Origin of the sequence: Burkholderia sp. 22PA0099, assembly GCF_047497165.1 — a bacterium.
GTDB lineage: Bacteria > Pseudomonadota > Gammaproteobacteria > Burkholderiales > Burkholderiaceae > Burkholderia.
In genome coordinates this window covers 3,393,403-3,409,965 of the sequence record NZ_CP163165.1, presented here as the reverse complement: position 1 = coordinate 3,409,965, position 16,563 = coordinate 3,393,403, and the positions used below count along the sequence as shown (strand labels likewise).

Here is a 16,563-nt window from a genome sequence, read left to right as displayed (position 1 = left end):
ACAGCAACGATGAACGCAACGCGCAACGCCATCGAGGCGAATTTCGACGGGCTGGTCGGCCCGACCCACAACTACGCGGGCCTGTCGTTCGGCAACGTGGCCTCGCTGAACAACGAGAAATCGGCGGCCAACCCGAAGGCGGCGGCCAAGCAGGGGCTGCGCAAGATGAAGCAGCTTGCCGATCTCGGCTTCGCGCAGGGCGTGCTGCCGCCGCAGGAGCGGCCGTCGCTGCGGCTGCTGCGCGAGCTGGGCTTCTCGGGCAAGGACGCCGACGTGATCGCCAAGGCCGCCAGGGAAGCGCCCGAACTGCTGGCGGCGGCCAGCTCGGCCTCGGCCATGTGGACGGCCAACGCCGCCACCGTCAGCCCGTCGGCCGACACCGGCGATGGGCGCGTGCACTTCACGCCGGCCAACCTGTGCAGCAAGCTGCACCGCGCGATCGAGCATGTCGCCACGCAGCGCACGCTCGCGACGATCTTCGCCGACGAATCGCGCTTCATGGTGCACGACGCGCTGCCGGGCACCCCGGCGCTCGGCGACGAAGGCGCGGCCAATCACACGCGGTTTTGCGCCGGCTACGGCGAGCCGGGCGTGGAGTTCTTCGTCTACGGGCGCAGCGAGTACCGGCGCGGGCCGGAGCCGAAGCGCTTCCCGGCCCGGCAGACCTTCGAGGCGAGCCGCGCGGTGGCGCAGCGTCACGGCCTGGCCGATGCGGCCACCGTCTACGCGCTGCAGAACCCCGACGTGATCGATGCCGGCGTGTTCCACAACGACGTGATCGCGGTCGGCAACCGCGACACGCTGTTCTGCCACGAACTGGCGTTCGCCGAGCGTCACACCGTGTACGACGCGCTGACGGCCGCGCTGGCCGAGCGCGGCGCGCGCCTGAACGTGATCGAGGTGCCCGATGCGGCGGTCGGCGTGAGCGATGCGGTCGGCTCGTACCTGTTCAACAGCCAGTTGCTGACGCGCGCCGACGGCGCGCAGGTGCTGGTGGTGCCGCAGGAGTGCCTGGAGAACGAGCGCGTCGCGCGTTATCTTGAGGCGCTGGAGGGCGGCAACGGCCCGATTCGCGAGGTCAAGGTGTTCGACCTGCGCGAGAGCATGAAGAACGGCGGCGGCCCGGCCTGCCTGCGCCTGCGCGTGGTGCTGACCGAGGCGGAGCGGGCGGCGGTGGGCGCGAACGTCTGGATCGACGACGCGCTGTTCGCCTCGCTCGACGCATGGATCGAGAAGCACTACCGCGACCGGCTCGCGCCGGCCGATCTGACCGATCCGGTGCTGCTCGACGAGTCGCGCACGGCGCTCGACGAACTGACGCAAATCCTCAAACTCGGCTCGCTCTATGACTTCCAGCGCTGATCGCGGCGGCGCGCCCGCCTGGCTCGACGATTTCCTGGCGTTCACGCTGGCGGGCGGCGAGCCCGACGAGCGCGAGGGCGTGTGCGCGGACGGCATGATCCGCTTCGCGTGGCGCGGCGAGGGCCTGCTCGAACTGACGCCCGAGGTGCTGTGCATGTCGGCGGCCAGCACGCCGGCCTGCGTGCTGGTGTCGGCCGGCGTGCACGGCAACGAAACCGCGCCGATCGAGCTGGTATCGGCGCTGGTGCGCGACCTGACGCGCGGCGCGTTGCCGCTGGCCTCGCGGCTGCTGGTGGTGCTCGGCCATCCGGGCGCGATGCGCGCCGGCACGCGTTACCTCGACGACGACCTGAACCGCCTGTTCAACGGCCGCCACGCGCAGCGCGCGGACAGCCGCGACGCCCCGCGCGCCGCGGTGCTGGAGGCGGCCGCGCAGCGCTTCTTCGAGGGCGCGCCGGCGGTGCGGCAGGCGCGCTGGCATCTCGACCTGCATACGGCGATCCGCGCCTCGGCGTTCGAGCGTTTCGCGCTGCTGCCGCATATCGGCGAGCCGCCCGCGCGCGCCATGATCGACTGGCTGGGCCGCGCCGAGATCGCCGCGGTGCTGCTGCATACCGAGCAGGGCAACACCTATTCGCAGTTCACGGCCAGCGCCTGCGGGGCGCTCGCCTGCACGCTCGAACTGGGCAAGGCGCGGCCGTTCGGCCAGAACGACCTGGCGCGGTTCGCCGCGGCCGATGCCGCCGTGCGCGGGCTGGTGTCGGGCACCGCGTTCGCGGCGCACGAGGTGCCGCCGGCGCCGCCGCGCATCTTCACGGTGATCGGCCAGATCACCAAGCAGAGCGAGGCGTTCGAGCTGTTCGTGGCGAACGACGTGCCGAACTTCACGCCGTTGCCGCGCGACACGCTGGTGGCGCGTGACGGCAGCTACCGCTACCAGGTGTCGCACGACGAGGAGCGGATCGTGTTTCCGAACCCGTCGGTCAAGCCGGGCCTGCGCGCGGGGCTGATGGTGGTGGATACCACCACGGCCACGCTGGCCGCGCTCGACTAGACAAGTTGGCGCCGCGTTCGCGCGCGGCGTTACAATCGCGGCCTCGCGGCCTGGTGGTGTTGCCGGCCGCGCCGTTTGCTGAACAATCCATCCCGACTACCGAGGAGAACCTTTCGATGAAGTTGAACTGGCGAAACATGGCCGCATGCGCGGTGGCGACGGCCGCCGCGATGTCCACCCTGTCCGGCGCGCACGCCGCGGAACTCAAGCAGATCCGTTTCGGCGTCGAGGCCTCGTACGCGCCGTTCGAGTACAAGACGCCGGACGGCAAGCTGGCCGGCTTCGACGTCGACGTCGGCAATGCGGTTTGCGCCAAGCTGAAGGTCAAGTGCGTGTGGGTCGAGAACGATTTCGACGGCCTGATCCCGGCGTTGCAGGCACGCAAGTTCGACGCGATCAATTCGGACATGACGATCACCGACCAGCGCAAGAAGGCCGTGGCGTTCACCGATCCGATCTATTCGATCCCGAACCAGTTGATCGCCAAGCAGGGCAGCGGCCTGCTGCCGACGCCGGCTTCGCTGAAGGGCAAGCGCGTGGGCGTGCTGCAGGGCACGATCCAGGAGTCGTACGCGAAGGCGCGCTGGGCGCCGGCCGGCGTGGAAGTGGTGCCGTATCAAACCCAGGATCTGGCCTACGAAGACCTGAAGTCCGGTCGCCTCGACGCGACGTTCCAGGATTCCGAAGCCGCCGCCAAGGGCTTCCTGTCGAAGCCGCAGGGCGCGGGCTTCGCGTTCGCCGGCGATCACGTGGTGGATGCGCAGATCCTCGGTTCGGGCGTGGGCTTCGGCATGCGCAAGAACGACGCCGACCTGTTGACCGCGGTCAACGGCGCACTGAAGGCGCTGAAGGCCGACGGCACGATCGACACCCTGGCGAAGAAGTATTTCAGCGTGCCGGTGGTGTTGAAGTAACGCCGGTGTAGCGACGAGTACCGACGATGAAAAACCGGCCGCACCCGCAAGGGGGCGGCCGGTTTTTTCATGGCCGGGCCTGGCGCGGTGTGCGCGCTCAGTGCGATTCGGTCTCGGGCGGCGCGAAGAAGCGCGCGAGTTCGGCGCCCATGCTGTTGAGCACGGCCATCTCGCGATGCGCGATGCGTTGCGTCTGCTGCGAGCCCGACCAGTCGCCGTACAGCAGCGCGACGCAATGCTCGCCGCTGCGCACCGGCAGCAGCACGAAGCCGTGCACGTCGTGGAACGCGTCGCGATACCAGGCCGGCAGGCGGCGCAGCATCTTCGGATCGCGCGCGTCCTCGATGAAGATGCCGACCGAGTTCGAGATCGCGAGATGGAACACGTCCGGCTCGAAGGTCTCGTGGAAACGCAGCCGGCCGAGCGCCGTTTCGATGCCGTGGCCGAAGCCGAGCCGGGCGATGAAGGTGCCGTCGTCGCCGCGCACGAACATCACGGTGCGGCTCAGGCGCAGGCCGGCCAGCACGCTTTCGGAGGCCAGCGCGAGCACCGGCTCGCGGCGATGCTCGGACGGCAGCGCGCGCAGGTCGGCCAGGCCCGAATCGAGCGTGGCCTGCGGTTCGGACGCGGCGCGCTCGAGCGCGGCCGCGTTGCTGCGCAACGCGATGATCTCGCGCAGCACGGTGTCGCTGGTTTCGTCGTGGGTCAGCTCACGGGCGATCTTGACCAGCGCGTCCGATTCGATGCCGAGCGCGGTGCCGAAGCGATGCGCGAGCGTGGTCAGGCGCGTGTCGCGCAGCGTCGGCGTGACGCCGGGCGCGGTCATCGCGGCGGCCACCTCGGTGGCGCATTCGCTGACGGCGCGCAGCCAGCGCACGCGTTCGGCGTCGCCTTCGTCGCCGGGGCTGTCCGGAATCACCGGCGCGCGGGCGGCTTCGGGCTCGTCGGCATCCTCGTCGTGCTCGGACGGCGCGGGCGCGATGCTGAAGCGGATCACGTCGGGCAGGCGCCAGCGCACGGCGGCCTCGCGGGCGATCTCGTCGAAGCTCACGCCGAGCACGTCGAGGCAGGCGGTCGCCTCGTCGCAGCCGAGCTTGGCGGCGCGGTGGCGGATCGCCTCCCATTCGCCGTCGAGATAATTGACCACCAGCAGCTTGCCGACCTGCCGCATCAGCGTGCAGACCACGGCTTCCTCGCCGGCGCGCAGGTCGGCGTCCTCGGTCAGACGGCGCGCGACGCAGCCCGACAGCAGCGCACGGTTCAGTTCGAGCCGGGCGTCGATGCGCTGCGAGGCGCCCTGATGGAAGTGGTCGACCAGCTTCAGGCCCACCACCAGATGGCCGACCGCATCGATCCCGAGCACCATCAGGGCGCGCGTGACGGTCGTGATGTTGCCGCCAAAGGCGATATACATCGCGGAATTGGCCAGCCGGATTACCTTCTGCGTCAACGCGAAGTCCGACAGCACGACGCGCACCAGCGCCGAGAAGTCGAGATTGTCGTTATCGATCGCGGCCATGGTGGCGCGCAGCGAATCCGACAGCATCGGAAAATCGCCGCGGTCGTTCATGCGCGCCCACAGCTTGTCGAGCAGCGCCGCTTTCGGCAGGTGTTCGGTCAATGTCGTCATACGATTAAAAACGCTCGGCCGTCAGGCCGGTTCGCGCAGGTAAAGCAGCCGATCCTCGAAACGCTGCGCCAGTTCGTCGGACGGCAGCGCCCGGCAGACGAGCCAACCCTGAATGTGATCGCAGCCCATCTCGGTCAGCAACTCGCGTTGCGCCTCGGTTTCGACGCCTTCGGCCACCAGTTCGAGATCGAGCGTTTGCGCAAGTCCAACGACGGCCGATACAATCGCGCGATCGTTGCGCGACGTCAATAGATTTTCTACGAAACTCCGGTCGATCTTCAAGCGAGCCAGTGGGAAACGTTGCAGATAGGCGAGGCTCGAGTAGCCGGTGCCGAAATCGTCCACCGCGAAACGGATGCCGAGCGAGGCGATTTCCTCCAGCAGCGTCTTGGCGCCGACCGGGTCGTGCATCAGCAGGCTTTCCGTGATTTCCAGCACGATCCGCTGCGGGCTGATGCCGGTCAGCGCCACCGCCTCGCGCACGCTCTGCACGAAGCGCGGGTCGCGGAACTGCTGCGGCGACACGTTCACGGCCACGTATTCGAGCACCAGGCCTTGATCGTCCCAGGCCACGATCTGCATGCAGGCGGCCTTCAACACCCAGTTGCCGAGGTAATGAATCAGCCCGATCGATTCGGCCAACGGGATGAACGTGGACGGCGGCACCAGGCCCAGCACCGGGTGCTGCCAGCGAATCAGCGCCTCGACGCCGGCTACAGCGCCGGTACGGCTTTCGGTGATCGGCTGGAAGTGCAGCGAGAATTCGCCGTTGCGCACGCCGTCGTACAGATCCGATTCGAGCTTGAGGCGCTCGGCGTCGGTCGGGTCGGCCGCGCTCTGGTGGAACGCCAGCGTGTTGCCGCCGAGCGATTTCGCCTGGGTCAGCGCGTGATCGGCGCGGCGCAGCAGCGGGCTGTGATGCTGGGCGTGGCTGCGCAGGCCGGCCAGCGAGCGCTCGTCCGGATACAGCGCGATGCCGACGCTGGCCGACAGATGCACCGATTGGCCGTCGTAGCGGTAGGGCGGCTGGATGGCGGCCTGCAAACGCCGCGCCAACGTTTGCGCTTGGTCCTGAGCCAGCGCCCGGTTCGTCGAACTGAACACGATCGCGAACTTGTCGCTGGCCACGCGGGCCAGTTTCTCGTCGCCGGTGATCGCGGCCTTCAGGCGCTGGGCGGTATCGCGCAGCAGCGTATCGCCGGCGTCGTAGCCCAGCCCGCGGTTGATCCGCTGGTAATCGTCGAGATCGAGCAGCAGCAGGGCGGCGCAGGTGCCATGCTCGTCGGCCACGCGTTGCGCCTCGATCAGGCCCGGGATCAGCGCCGACAGGTTGTCGAGCCCCGTCATCGGATCGTGGTGCATCTCGTAGGTCAGCCGCGCCTCGATCGCGCGCCAGGCCGACACGTCGAAGGCCGCGATCGCATAGCCGTCCACACCCGCATGGCGGCTGCGCACCGCGCGCAGTTCCACGTCGAGCGGATAGGTCAGCGACTTGACGATGCACACCGTCGCTTTCTCCACCTGGCCGGTTTGCTGCGCGCGGGCAAGCAGCGCATCGAGCGTCGCGGTATCCTGCTCGGCAATCAGATCGCGAAGCGTCAGCGTGTGCAGGTAGTCGCGGTGATAGCCGATGAAACGCAGGCTGGCGTCCGAGACGTAAAGGAATCGCAGGTCGCGATCGAGATGGGCAAGAAAATCGACCGGACCGACGGTCTGTTCGAGCCAATTGCGGACGGTATCGTCGTCCCGTGGTGCGTTGGCGCGCGACGGCATCAACGCGCCGCTGGACCACGCAAGTCGGCGCAGTGCGCGGAGGGCGTGATGCCAGGCGCTCTTCCGAGGCGACGTGTTCCTGATGGCTTCCATGTTTCTCGCTGGCTGGGTGAGGCTGGAACCCCGTGGTTCCGTTGCAATAACGGCTAACGGTACGGATTCTTTAGCGAGTCTGCGGTACGGATTTGTCTACCGCCCCATTTCACCTGCCGGAATGTTTGGCGAGTGGATCGGGGCGAATTCGGGAACATCTTGGACTTTATTGAAAATGAGGAACGAAATGAAGCGGAAAATTCTCTCGACCATCGCGGTGGCCGCGCTGGCGATGCACACGCTGGCGGCGCACGCCGTGCTGAAGGCCGGCGATGCCGCGCCGGACTTCAAGACCGAGGCGTCGCTGGGCGGCAAGACCTACTCCTATTCGCTCGACGAGCAACTGAAGAAAGGGCCGGTGGTGTTGTATTTCTACCCGGCCGCGTTCACCACCGGCTGCACCATCGAGGCCCATGCGTTCGCCGATGCGGTCGATGACTACAAGAAATACGGCGCGACCGTGATCGGCGTGTCGGCCGACAAGATCGACACGCTGAAGAAGTTTTCGGTCAGCGAATGCCGCAGCAAATTCCCGGTGGCGGCCGATCCGGACGCGAAGATCATCCGCGAATACGATGCGAAGCTGCCGGCCGTCGATCGCGCGAACCGTGTGTCCTATGTGATTTCGCCGGAAGGCAAGGTGCTCTACGAGTACACCAGCATGTCGCCGGACAAGCACGTCGAGAACACCATGAACGCCGTCAAGGCCTGGGCGGCGGCGCACAAGACGCAGTAAGCGCGCCGGCTTTTTCGACTCGCGCTGGAAACGACAACGGCGGCCGATTCGGCCGCCGTTTTTCATGGCGATGGCCCCCGGGCGGGGGCGGCGTCAGGTGCGCAGCGCCTGTTCGATCGCGACGCCGCCGCCGACGAAGCCGATGGTCTTGCGCGAGATGCCGAGCTTGATCGCCTCGATGGCGGCCCAGGCCACGTCCTGGCGCGCCACCGGCGTGGCGTCGTCCTGCCAGCGGTCGGTCAGCGCGATCTTGCCGACGCCCGGATCGTCCGACAGCGGGCCGGGGCGCAGGATCACGTAATCGACGCCCGAGGCCGCCACCCGGTCGTCGCCCTCGCGCTTCATGCGCGAGTAGTGGGCGAGCGCGGCGGGGCCGCTGTCGGGCTGGTAGGCGGTCAGCGAGCTGATCACCACGAGTTTCTGCAGGTTGTGCTCCCGGGCGTATTCGGCTGCGCGGCCGGCCGCGTCGCGGTCGATCGCGGCTTCCTGCGCCTCGCCTTCCGATTCGGCCGAACCGGCCGCGAAGATCGCATGCGACAGGCCGCGAAACGCGGCCGAGAAATCCGCGTTCAGGTCCGCCACCACGACGCGCGCGCCCGGCATCGTGAAATCGGGCCGGCGCGCGAGCGCCGTCAGTTCGAAATCCCGCTGCTTGAGCAGCAGGTCCGCGAGCGCATGGCCGGTCCGGCCGCTGGCGCCGATCAGCAATACCTTCATCGACATGGAACCGCTCCTTGGATGAGGCTGCACCGGCGGGCCCAGCCAGCCGATGCGGGATTGACCAGTGTATGCCGATTCCGTACCCGGCCGCAGGTGGGGCGGCATGTATCGGCCGATCGGCCGGATGTGACGCAGGGCGAGGCCGGATCGTTTGCCATCTTACAGATTGCCGACGAACCATCGACGGCGATCGCGCGCCGCTTCGGGAAAAAACGCGGCGCGGCAAGCCCGAAACGGCGACGGGCCGGGCATCGATTGCCCGGCCCGTCGCCGTTGCCGCCCGAACCGCGTGGGAGCGTGCGCGTTTATTCGCTCGCGCCGGCCGGTTGCGGCGGCGGGTTGCGCCGCGCGCGGCGCCGTTCGGCCGCCAGGCGGACCCGGTCCATGTACAGATACACCACCGGCGTCGTGTAGAGCGTCAGCACCTGCGAGACGATCAGCCCGCCGACGATCGCGATGCCGAGCGGGGCGCGCAGCTCGGCGCCGTCGCCGTGCCCGAAGGCCAGCGGCAGCGCGCCGAGCAGCGCGGCCATGGTAGTCATCATGATCGGCCGGAAGCGCAGCCGGCACGCCTCGTAGATCGCGTCGAACGACGATTTGCCCTGGCGCGACGCCTCGATCGCGAAGTCCACCATCATGATCGCGTTCTTCTTGACGATGCCGATCAGCAGGATCACGCCGATCAAGCCGATGATGCCGAACTCGGTCTTGAACAGCAGCAGCCCGAGCAGCGCGCCCACCCCGGCCGACGGCAGCGTCGACAGGATCGTGATCGGGTGGATGTAGCTCTCGTACAGCATGCCGAGCACGATGTAGATCGCGGCGATCGCGGCGGCGATCAGCAGCAGCTGATCCTGCAGCGCCTGCTGGAACGCCTGCGCGGTGCCCTGGAAGCTGCCGGTGATGGTGGCCGGCATGCCCAGCTCGGCCATGGTCTGGTAGATCACGCGGGTGGCGTCCGACAGCGCCACGCCGGGCGGCAGGTTGAACGCGATGGTGGTCGCCACGAACAGGCCCTGGTGGCTGACCGACAGCGGCGTGGTGGCCGGACCGAAGCTGGCGATCGACGACAGCGGCACCATGGTCGATTTCGAGGTGGACACCGCCGCGCCCGACGACGCGCTCGACTTGCCGGTGGAAGCGATCGAGTTCAGCGCCGCGTTGCGGGCCGAATCGGAGGCGATCGCCGCGGCGCTGGTGGTGCTGGCGCCGGCCGTGCCGGTGCCGGCGCTGCTGCTGGTGCTCGCCGTGAACGTGCCGGCCGCCGCGTTGGTGGTGGCCGCGCCGTTGGCGGTGCCGCCGGTGGTGCTGACGTACACCTGCTTGAGCATCTCCGGGTCCTGCCAGTACTTCGGCGCGACCTCCATCACCACGTGGTACTGGTTCAGCGGGTTGTAGATGGTCGACACCTGGCGCTGGCCGAACGCGTCGTACAGCGTGTTGTCGATCTGCGCGGGCTGGATGCCGAAGCGCGCGGCGGTGGCGCGGTCGATGGTGACCATCGATTCGAGGCCGCCCTGCTGCTGGTCGGAGTTGACGTCGGCCAGCTCGGGCCGCTTCTGCAGCGCCTCGGTCAGCTTCGGCCCCCACTGGTACAGCTCGGCCGTCGAATCGCCGAACAGCGTGAACTGGTATTGCGCGTTCGACTGGCGCCCGCCCACGCGCAAGTCCTGCGCGGCCTGCAGGAAGGTGCGCGCCCCGGCCACGCGGGCGAGCCGCGGCCGCAGCCTGGCGATCACCTGGTCGGCCGACAGCTTGCGGCCCGGCTTGTCCTTCAGCGTGATGAACATGAAGCCCGCGTTGGTCGCGCGCCCGCCGCTGAAGCCGGCCACCGTCGCGACGTTCGGATCGGACTGCACGATCTGCATCATCTCGGTGAACTTGACCTTCATCGCCTGGAACGAGGTGGACTGGTCGGCCTGGATGCCGCCGATCAGCATGCCGGTGTCCTGCTGCGGGAAGAAGCCCTTGGGGATCTTCACGTAGAGCAGCACGTTCAGCGCGACGGTGGCCACCAGCGACAGCACGATGATGCGCGGATGGCGCAGCGCCCACACCACCGAGCCGTCGTAGCCGCGCTGCAAGCGCCCGAAGCCGCGTTCGAGCCAGCGGCCGACGCGGCCTTCCTCGCGCTTGGCGGTTTCGTTCGGCGGCAGCAGCCGCGCGCACATCATCGGCGTGAGCGTGAGCGAGACCAGCAGCGACACGAAGATCGCCAGCGACAGCGTCAGCGCGAATTCGCGGAACAGCCGGCCGATGATGCCGCTCATCAGCAGGATCGGCAGGAACACGGCCACCAGCGAGAGGCTGATCGACAGCACCGTGAAGCCCACCTCGCGCGCGCCGTCGAGCGCGGCCTGCATCGGCGTCTTGCCGTTCTCGATGTGGCGCGAGATGTTCTCCAGCACCACGATCGCGTCGTCCACCACGAAGCCGGTGGCCACGATCAGCGCCATCAGCGAGAGGTTGTCGATCGAGAAGCCGAGCAGGTACATCGCGCCGAACGTGCCGATGATCGAGATCGGCACCGCCACGCTCGGGATCAGCGTGGCGCGCCAGTTGCGCAGGAACAGGAACACCACCATCACCACCAGGCCCACCGCGATCAGCAGCGTGTGCTCGGTGTCGGTCAGCGAGGCGCGGATGGTGCGCGAGCGGTCCATCACCGGCGCCACGTTGATGTCGGCCGGCATGCCCGAGGTCAGTTGCGGCAGCGAGGCCTTGACGCGGTCCACCGCGTCGATGATGTTCGCGCCCGGCGAGCGGTACAGGATCACCAGCACCGCGCGCCGGCCGTTGGCCAGGCCGATGTTGCGCAGATCCTCGACCGAATCCACCACGCTGCCCACGTCGTCGAGCCGCACTGCGGCGCTGTTGCGGTAGGCCACCACCAGGTCCTTGTACTGCGACGCCTGCGAGGCCTGGTCGTTGGTGTAGAGCTGGTAGTGGTTCGGGCCGAATTCGATGGCGCCCTTCGGGCTGTTCGCGTTGGCCGAGGACAGCGCCGCGCGCACGTCCTCCAGGCCGATGCCGTAGTGGAACAGCGCCTGCGGCTCCAGCTCGATGCGCACCGCCGGGTTGGCCGAGCCGGACACGTCCACCTCGCCGATCCCCTCGATCTGCGAGAGCGCCTGTTGCAGCACGGTGGAGGCCGAATCGTAGAGCTTGGCGGGCGAGGCCGTGTCGGAGGTCACGGCCAGCACCATGATCGGCGAATCGGCCGGGTTGACCTTCTTGTACGTGGGATTGCTCTTGAGGCTGGCCGGCAGGTCGGCGCGGGCCGCGTTGATGGCGGCCTGCACGTCGCGCGCGGCGCCGTCGATGTCGCGGTCCAGCCCGAACTGCAGGATGATCCGCGCGGTGCCGACCGAGCTGGTCGAGGTCATCTCGGTGACGTCGGCGATCGAGCCGAGATGGCGCTCCAGCGGGCTGGTCACGCTGGTCGCGACCGTATCGGGGCTCGCGCCCGGCAGCGACGCGGACACCGAAATGGTCGGGAAATCCACCTGCGGCAGCGGCGAGACGGGCAGCTTCGCGAACGCGAACAGGCCCGACAGCGCGATCCCGAGCGCGAGCAGCGTGGTCGCGATCGGGCGGTGGATGAAAAGGCGCGACAGGTTCATCGGTTACGCGCCCGTGCCGTTGTTGCCGGAGGTGTCGCCCGCGGCCGGCCGGCGGCGCTCGAAGGCGCGGCGCACGCGGCGCGCCAGCGAATCGAAGCCGAGGTAGATCACCGGCGTGGTGAACAGCGTCAGCACCTGCGAGACGATCAGGCCGCCGGCGATCGCGATGCCGAGCGGCTTGCGCAGCTCGGAGCCCGCGCCCGAGCCGACGATCAGCGGCAGCGCGCCGAGCAGCGCGGCCAGCGTGGTCATCAGGATCGGCCGGAAGCGCAGCAGGCAGGCCTGGTAGATCGCCTCGCGCGGCGACTTGCCCTCCACGCGTTCGGCCTCCAGCGCGAAGTCGATCATCATGATCGCGTTCTTCTTGACGATGCCGATCAGCAGCACGATGCCGATGATGCCGATGATGTCCAGATCATGCCCGGTGACGATCAGCGCGAGCAGCGCGCCCACCCCGGCCGACGGCAGCGTCGACAGGATCGTGATCGGGTGGATGTAGCTCTCGTAGAGCACGCCGAGCACGATGTACATCGTCACGATCGCGGCCAGGATCAGGAACAACTGGTTCGACAGCGACGACTGGAACGCCAGCGCGGCGCCCTGGAAGCGCGTCTGGAACGAGGCGGGCAGGCCGATCGCCTTCTCGGCCGCCTCGATCGCCTTGACGCCCTCGCCGAGCGAGGCGCCCTGCGCGAGATTGAACGACACCGTCGCGGCCGGGAACTGGCCGAGGTGGGTGACGAGCAGCGGCGCGGCGCGTTCGTGGAACGTGGCGATCGACGACAGCGGCACTTGGCCGCCGCCCGCCGACGGCAGGTAGATGCCGTTCAGCGAATCGGCGTAGTGCTGCATCTGCGGCTCGGCCTCGAGGATCACGCGGTACTGGTTCGACTGCGTGAAGATGGTCGAGACGATGCGCTGGCCGTACGCGTCGTACAGCGCGTTGTCGACGGTGGCCGGCGTGATGCCGAAGCGCGCGGCGGTGGCGCGGTCGATCTCGACGTACACCGATTTGCCGTTGGCCTGCAGATCGGTGGCCACGTCGGCCAGTGAAGGCTCCTGCTGGAGCTGGCGCATCAGCTTCGGCACCCAGGTCGCGAAGTCGTCCGGGTTCGGGCTGGTCAGCAGGAACTGGTACTGGGTCGGGCTGACCGTGGAGTCGATCGTCAGATCCTGCACCGGCTGCATGTACAGCGCGATGCCGGGCAGGTTCGACACCTGTTTCTGCAGGTCGCGGATGATCTGCGTGGCCGAGTCGCTGCGATCGTCGCGGTTCTTCAGGTTGATCAGCATCCGCCCGCTGTTGAGCGTGATGTTCGAGCCGTCCACGCCGATGAACGAGGTCAGGCCGTCCACGTTCGGGTTCTTGAGGATCTGCGCGGCCAGCGCCTGCTGGCGCTCGGCCATCGAGCCGTACGACACCGCCTGCGGCGCCTGGGTGATGGCCTGGATCACGCCGGTGTCCTGCACCGGGAAGAAGCCCTTCGGAATGAACAGGTAGAGCAGGGCGGTCAGCGCCAGCGTGAGCACCGCCACCACCAGGGTGGAAGCCTGGCGTTCGAGCACCCAGCGCAGCGCCGTGCCGTAGCGCGCGATCACCTTGTCGATCACCTTGTGCACGCGCGTCTCGAAGCGGTGCTCGCCCATCGGCGGCGTGTGGCGCAGCAGCTTCGCGCACATCATCGGCACCAGCGTGAGCGACACCACCGCCGAGATCACGATGGTCACCGCCAGCGTGATCGCGAACTCGTGGAACAGCCGGCCCACCACGTCGCCCATGAACAGCAGCGGGATCAGCACCGCGATCAGCGACACCGTCAGCGAGATGATGGTGAAGCCGATCTGCCGCGAGCCCTTCAGCGCGGCTTCCAGCGGCCCTTCGCCTTCCTCCACGTAGCGCGCGATGTTCTCGATCATGACGATCGCATCGTCCACCACGAAGCCGGTGGCGATGGTCAGCGCCATCAGCGAGAGGTTGTTCAGCGAGAAGCCGGCCATGTACATCACGGCCAGCGTGCCGATCAGCGACAGCGGCACCGACAGGCTCGGGATGATGGTGGCGTAGATGTTGGCCAGGAACAGGTACATCACCAGCACCACCAGCACCACCGCCAGCGCCAGTTCGAACTGCACGTCGCGCACGGCGGCGCGGATCATGGTGGTGCGGTCGGTGACGATCTGCACGTCGAGCGAGGCCGGCAGCGTTTCCTGCAGCTTCGGTAGGATCGCCTTGATCGCGTCGACCGTCTGGATCACGTTCGCGCCGGGCTGGCGCTGCACGTTGACGATGATGGCCGGTTCCGCATCGACCCAGGCGCCGAGCTTGGTGTTCTCGGTGCCGGCGATCACCTTCGCCACGTCGGTCAGCATCACCGGGCGGCCGTTCTTGTAGGCCACCACGGCGGTGTTGTACTGATCGGCGCTGGTCAGCTGATCGTTGGCGTTGATCGTGTAGGCGCGCGTCGGGCCGTCGAAGTTGCCCTTCGGCGTGTTGACGTTCAGGTTCGAGATGGTGGTGCGCAGGTCGTCGAGGTTCAGCCCGTATTGCGCGAGCGCGAGCGGGTTGGCCTGAATCCGCACGGCCGGCCGGTTGCCGCCCGACAGGCTCACCAGGCCCACGCCCGACACCTGCGAAATTTTCATCGCCAGGCGCGTGTCGGTCAGATCCTGCACCTGCGAGAGCGGCAGCGTTTTCGAGGTGATCGCGAGCGTGAGGATGGGCGCGTCGGCCGGGTTGACCTTGGCGTAGATCGGCGGCGCGGGCAGGTCCGACGGCAGCAGGTTGCCGGCCGCGTTGATGGCGGCCTGCACTTCCTGCTCGGCGATGTCGAGCGGCAGGTCGAGGCTGAACTGCAGCGTGATGACCGAGGCGCCCGCCGAGCTTTGCGAGGACATCTGGTTCAGCGACGGCATCTGCCCGAACTGGCGCTCCAGCGGCGCGGTGACCGAGGAGGTCATCACCTCGGGGCTCGCGCCGGGGTAGAACGTCTGCACCTGGATGGTCGGGTAATCGACCTCGGGCAGCGCGGCCAGCGGCAGGAAGCGCAGCGAAACCAGGCCGGCCAGCATGATCGCCGCCATCAGCAAGGCGGTGCCGACCGGGCGAAGAATGAATAGACGGGATGGATTCATCGATCAGGCGTGGTCTTGGGCGTCATTGCGCGGCGGATTGGGATGCGCCGTGATGGCGGTGGCCATGGGCGCCGGACGCGCCGGAGGCGCCGTGGGCATGCGCGCCCGATGCGGCGGCGGCGCCCGACGCGCCTTGCGGATGCGCGGCCGGGATCGTGATCTTCGCGCCTTCGCGCAGGCGATCGACGCCGTCCGTCACCACGCGCTCGCCCACCTGCACGCCCTGGGCGATGCTGGTGCGTTCGCCATCCACCGGGCCGGGCTTGACCTTGCGGACCGTGACGGTGTTGTCCGGCTTGACGATATAGACGAACTGGCCGATCGAGCCGGTCTGCACGGCGGCGGTCGGCACGATCACGGCGTCGCGCAAGGTGTCGACCAGCAGCCGCGTGTTGACGAACTGATTCGGGAACAGCAGGTTGTTCTTGTTGGCGAACGTGGCGCGCAGCTTCACGGTGCCGGTGGTGGTGTCCACCTGGTTGTCGAGCGTTTCGAGCGAACCGGCTTCCAGCGGCACCGTGTTGTTGCGGTTGTAGGCCGTGACCGACAGCGTCTGGCCCGCGTTGACCTGCTTGAGGATCTGCGGAAGGTTGTCTTCCGAGGTGGTGAACAGCACGCTCATCGGCTGCAACTGCGTGATCACGACGAGGCCGTTGGTGTCGCCGGACGTCACGTAGTTGCCCGCATCCACCTGGCGCAGGCCCACCCGGCCCGACACCGGCGCGGTGATGCGTGCGTAGGTCAGGTTCAGCTTGGCCGAATCGATCGAGGCCTGATCGGTCTTGACGGTGCCTTCGTATTGCTTGACCAGCGAGGCCTGCGTGTCGGTCTGCTGCTTCGAGATCGAATCCTGCGCGAGCAGCGTTTGATAGCGCTGCAGGTCGAGCCGCGCGGTGGCGAGCAGCGCCTGGTCGCGGGCGAGCGTGCCCTGGGCGGTTTCGAGCGAGACCTGGTACGGGCGCGGGTCGATCTGCGCGAGCAGGTCGCCCTTCTTGACCATCTGGCCTTCGGTGAAATTCACCGATTGCAGATAGCCGGAAAGCTGGGTCTTGACCGTCACGTTGGCCAGCGGGGTGACGGTGCCGAGCGCGGACAGCACGATCGGCATTTCGCCACGGGTGGCGGTGGCCACCTGCACCGGCTGCGGCTGGTTGGCGAAATCGGCCGGGCCACCGTGACGGCGGCCTCCGGTCTGGCCCGCGGCCTGGCCGTTGGCGGGCGCGTCGGCCTTCTTCCACGGATGCCACCACAGCAGCGCGCCGCCGATCACGACGAGCGCGGCCACCCCGATCGCGATCGGGCGGCGCTTGCGCGGCGCCGGATCATGCGGCGGAGGAGCGGGGGAGCGAGGCGTTTGGGATTCCGGATTATTCATGTTCGATCTGACTGACGCTGGCGTGAGCGGGCGTGGGAGGCGCCGCGCGAGACCCGCCGCCGGGGCGGGCCGCTGGGACGGCGAAAGAGCGGAGCGCCCATGCGGGCGCGAGGTTGCATGATGCTACGTGCGACCCGGGCGATCGTCTAGC

At 68.1% G+C, this 16,563-nt stretch carries 10 protein-coding genes; 4 read left to right on the top strand and 6 right to left on the bottom strand.

What is annotated here, in order from left to right:
- The first annotated feature begins 9 nt into the window (after positions 1-9).
- The 3 genes from astB to AB4851_RS30425 all read left to right on the top strand — a co-directional run bounded on the left by astB (position 10) and on the right by AB4851_RS30425 (position 3,330).
- Complete coding sequence (astB, locus tag AB4851_RS30435) at positions 10-1,362, top strand: N-succinylarginine dihydrolase (protein ID WP_414450065.1); 1,353 nt, start codon at positions 10-12, stop codon at positions 1,360-1,362.
- On the top strand, positions 1,346-2,416 hold the full coding sequence (gene astE / locus AB4851_RS30430; RefSeq protein ID WP_414450064.1) for a succinylglutamate desuccinylase: 1,071 nt from the start codon (positions 1,346-1,348) through the stop codon (positions 2,414-2,416). The genes astB and astE overlap by 17 nt, the downstream gene beginning before the upstream one ends.
- 116 nt (positions 2,417-2,532) lie before the next feature.
- Entirely contained in the window at positions 2,533-3,330 is a 798-nt protein-coding gene (locus AB4851_RS30425; protein WP_414444342.1) for an ABC transporter substrate-binding protein, read from the top strand.
- Between the two features lie 97 nt (positions 3,331-3,427).
- On the opposite strand, the gene AB4851_RS30420 is transcribed toward AB4851_RS30425, so the two are convergent.
- Together AB4851_RS30420 and cdpA are read right to left on the bottom strand one after the other, a co-directional pair.
- Positions 3,428-4,960, bottom strand: coding sequence for an HDOD domain-containing protein (locus AB4851_RS30420; protein ID WP_414450063.1), 1,533 nt, complete (start codon positions 4,958-4,960; stop codon positions 3,428-3,430).
- A 21-nt stretch (positions 4,961-4,981) separates the two neighbouring features.
- Positions 4,982-6,733, bottom strand: a complete 1,752-nt coding sequence (gene cdpA / locus AB4851_RS30415) for a cyclic di-GMP phosphodiesterase CdpA (RefSeq protein WP_414450062.1) — start codon at positions 6,731-6,733, stop codon at positions 4,982-4,984.
- 280 nt (positions 6,734-7,013) lie between these two features.
- On the opposite strand from cdpA, the gene AB4851_RS30410 reads away from it, so the two are divergent.
- Positions 7,014-7,562, top strand: coding sequence for a peroxiredoxin (locus AB4851_RS30410; protein ID WP_414444345.1), 549 nt, complete (start codon positions 7,014-7,016; stop codon positions 7,560-7,562).
- 93 nt (positions 7,563-7,655) lie between these two features.
- Here AB4851_RS30410 and AB4851_RS30405 read toward each other — a convergent pair whose 3' ends face one another.
- The 4 genes from AB4851_RS30405 to AB4851_RS30390 form a co-directional block, all read right to left on the bottom strand.
- On the bottom strand, positions 7,656-8,285 hold the full coding sequence (locus tag AB4851_RS30405; RefSeq protein ID WP_414450061.1) for an NAD(P)H-binding protein: 630 nt from the start codon (positions 8,283-8,285) through the stop codon (positions 7,656-7,658).
- A 302-nt stretch (positions 8,286-8,587) separates the two neighbouring features.
- A complete protein-coding gene (locus AB4851_RS30400) occupies positions 8,588-11,905 on the bottom strand; it encodes an efflux RND transporter permease subunit (RefSeq protein WP_414450060.1) in 3,318 nt (1,105 codons plus the stop codon).
- Between the two features lie 3 nt (positions 11,906-11,908).
- Positions 11,909-15,037, bottom strand: a complete 3,129-nt coding sequence (locus AB4851_RS30395) for an MdtB/MuxB family multidrug efflux RND transporter permease subunit (protein WP_414450059.1) — start codon at positions 15,035-15,037, stop codon at positions 11,909-11,911.
- Positions 15,038-15,059: 22 nt separating this feature from the next.
- Entirely contained in the window at positions 15,060-16,412 is a 1,353-nt protein-coding gene (locus AB4851_RS30390; protein WP_414450058.1) for an MdtA/MuxA family multidrug efflux RND transporter periplasmic adaptor subunit, read from the bottom strand.
- Between the last annotated feature and the right edge of the window lie 151 nt (positions 16,413-16,563).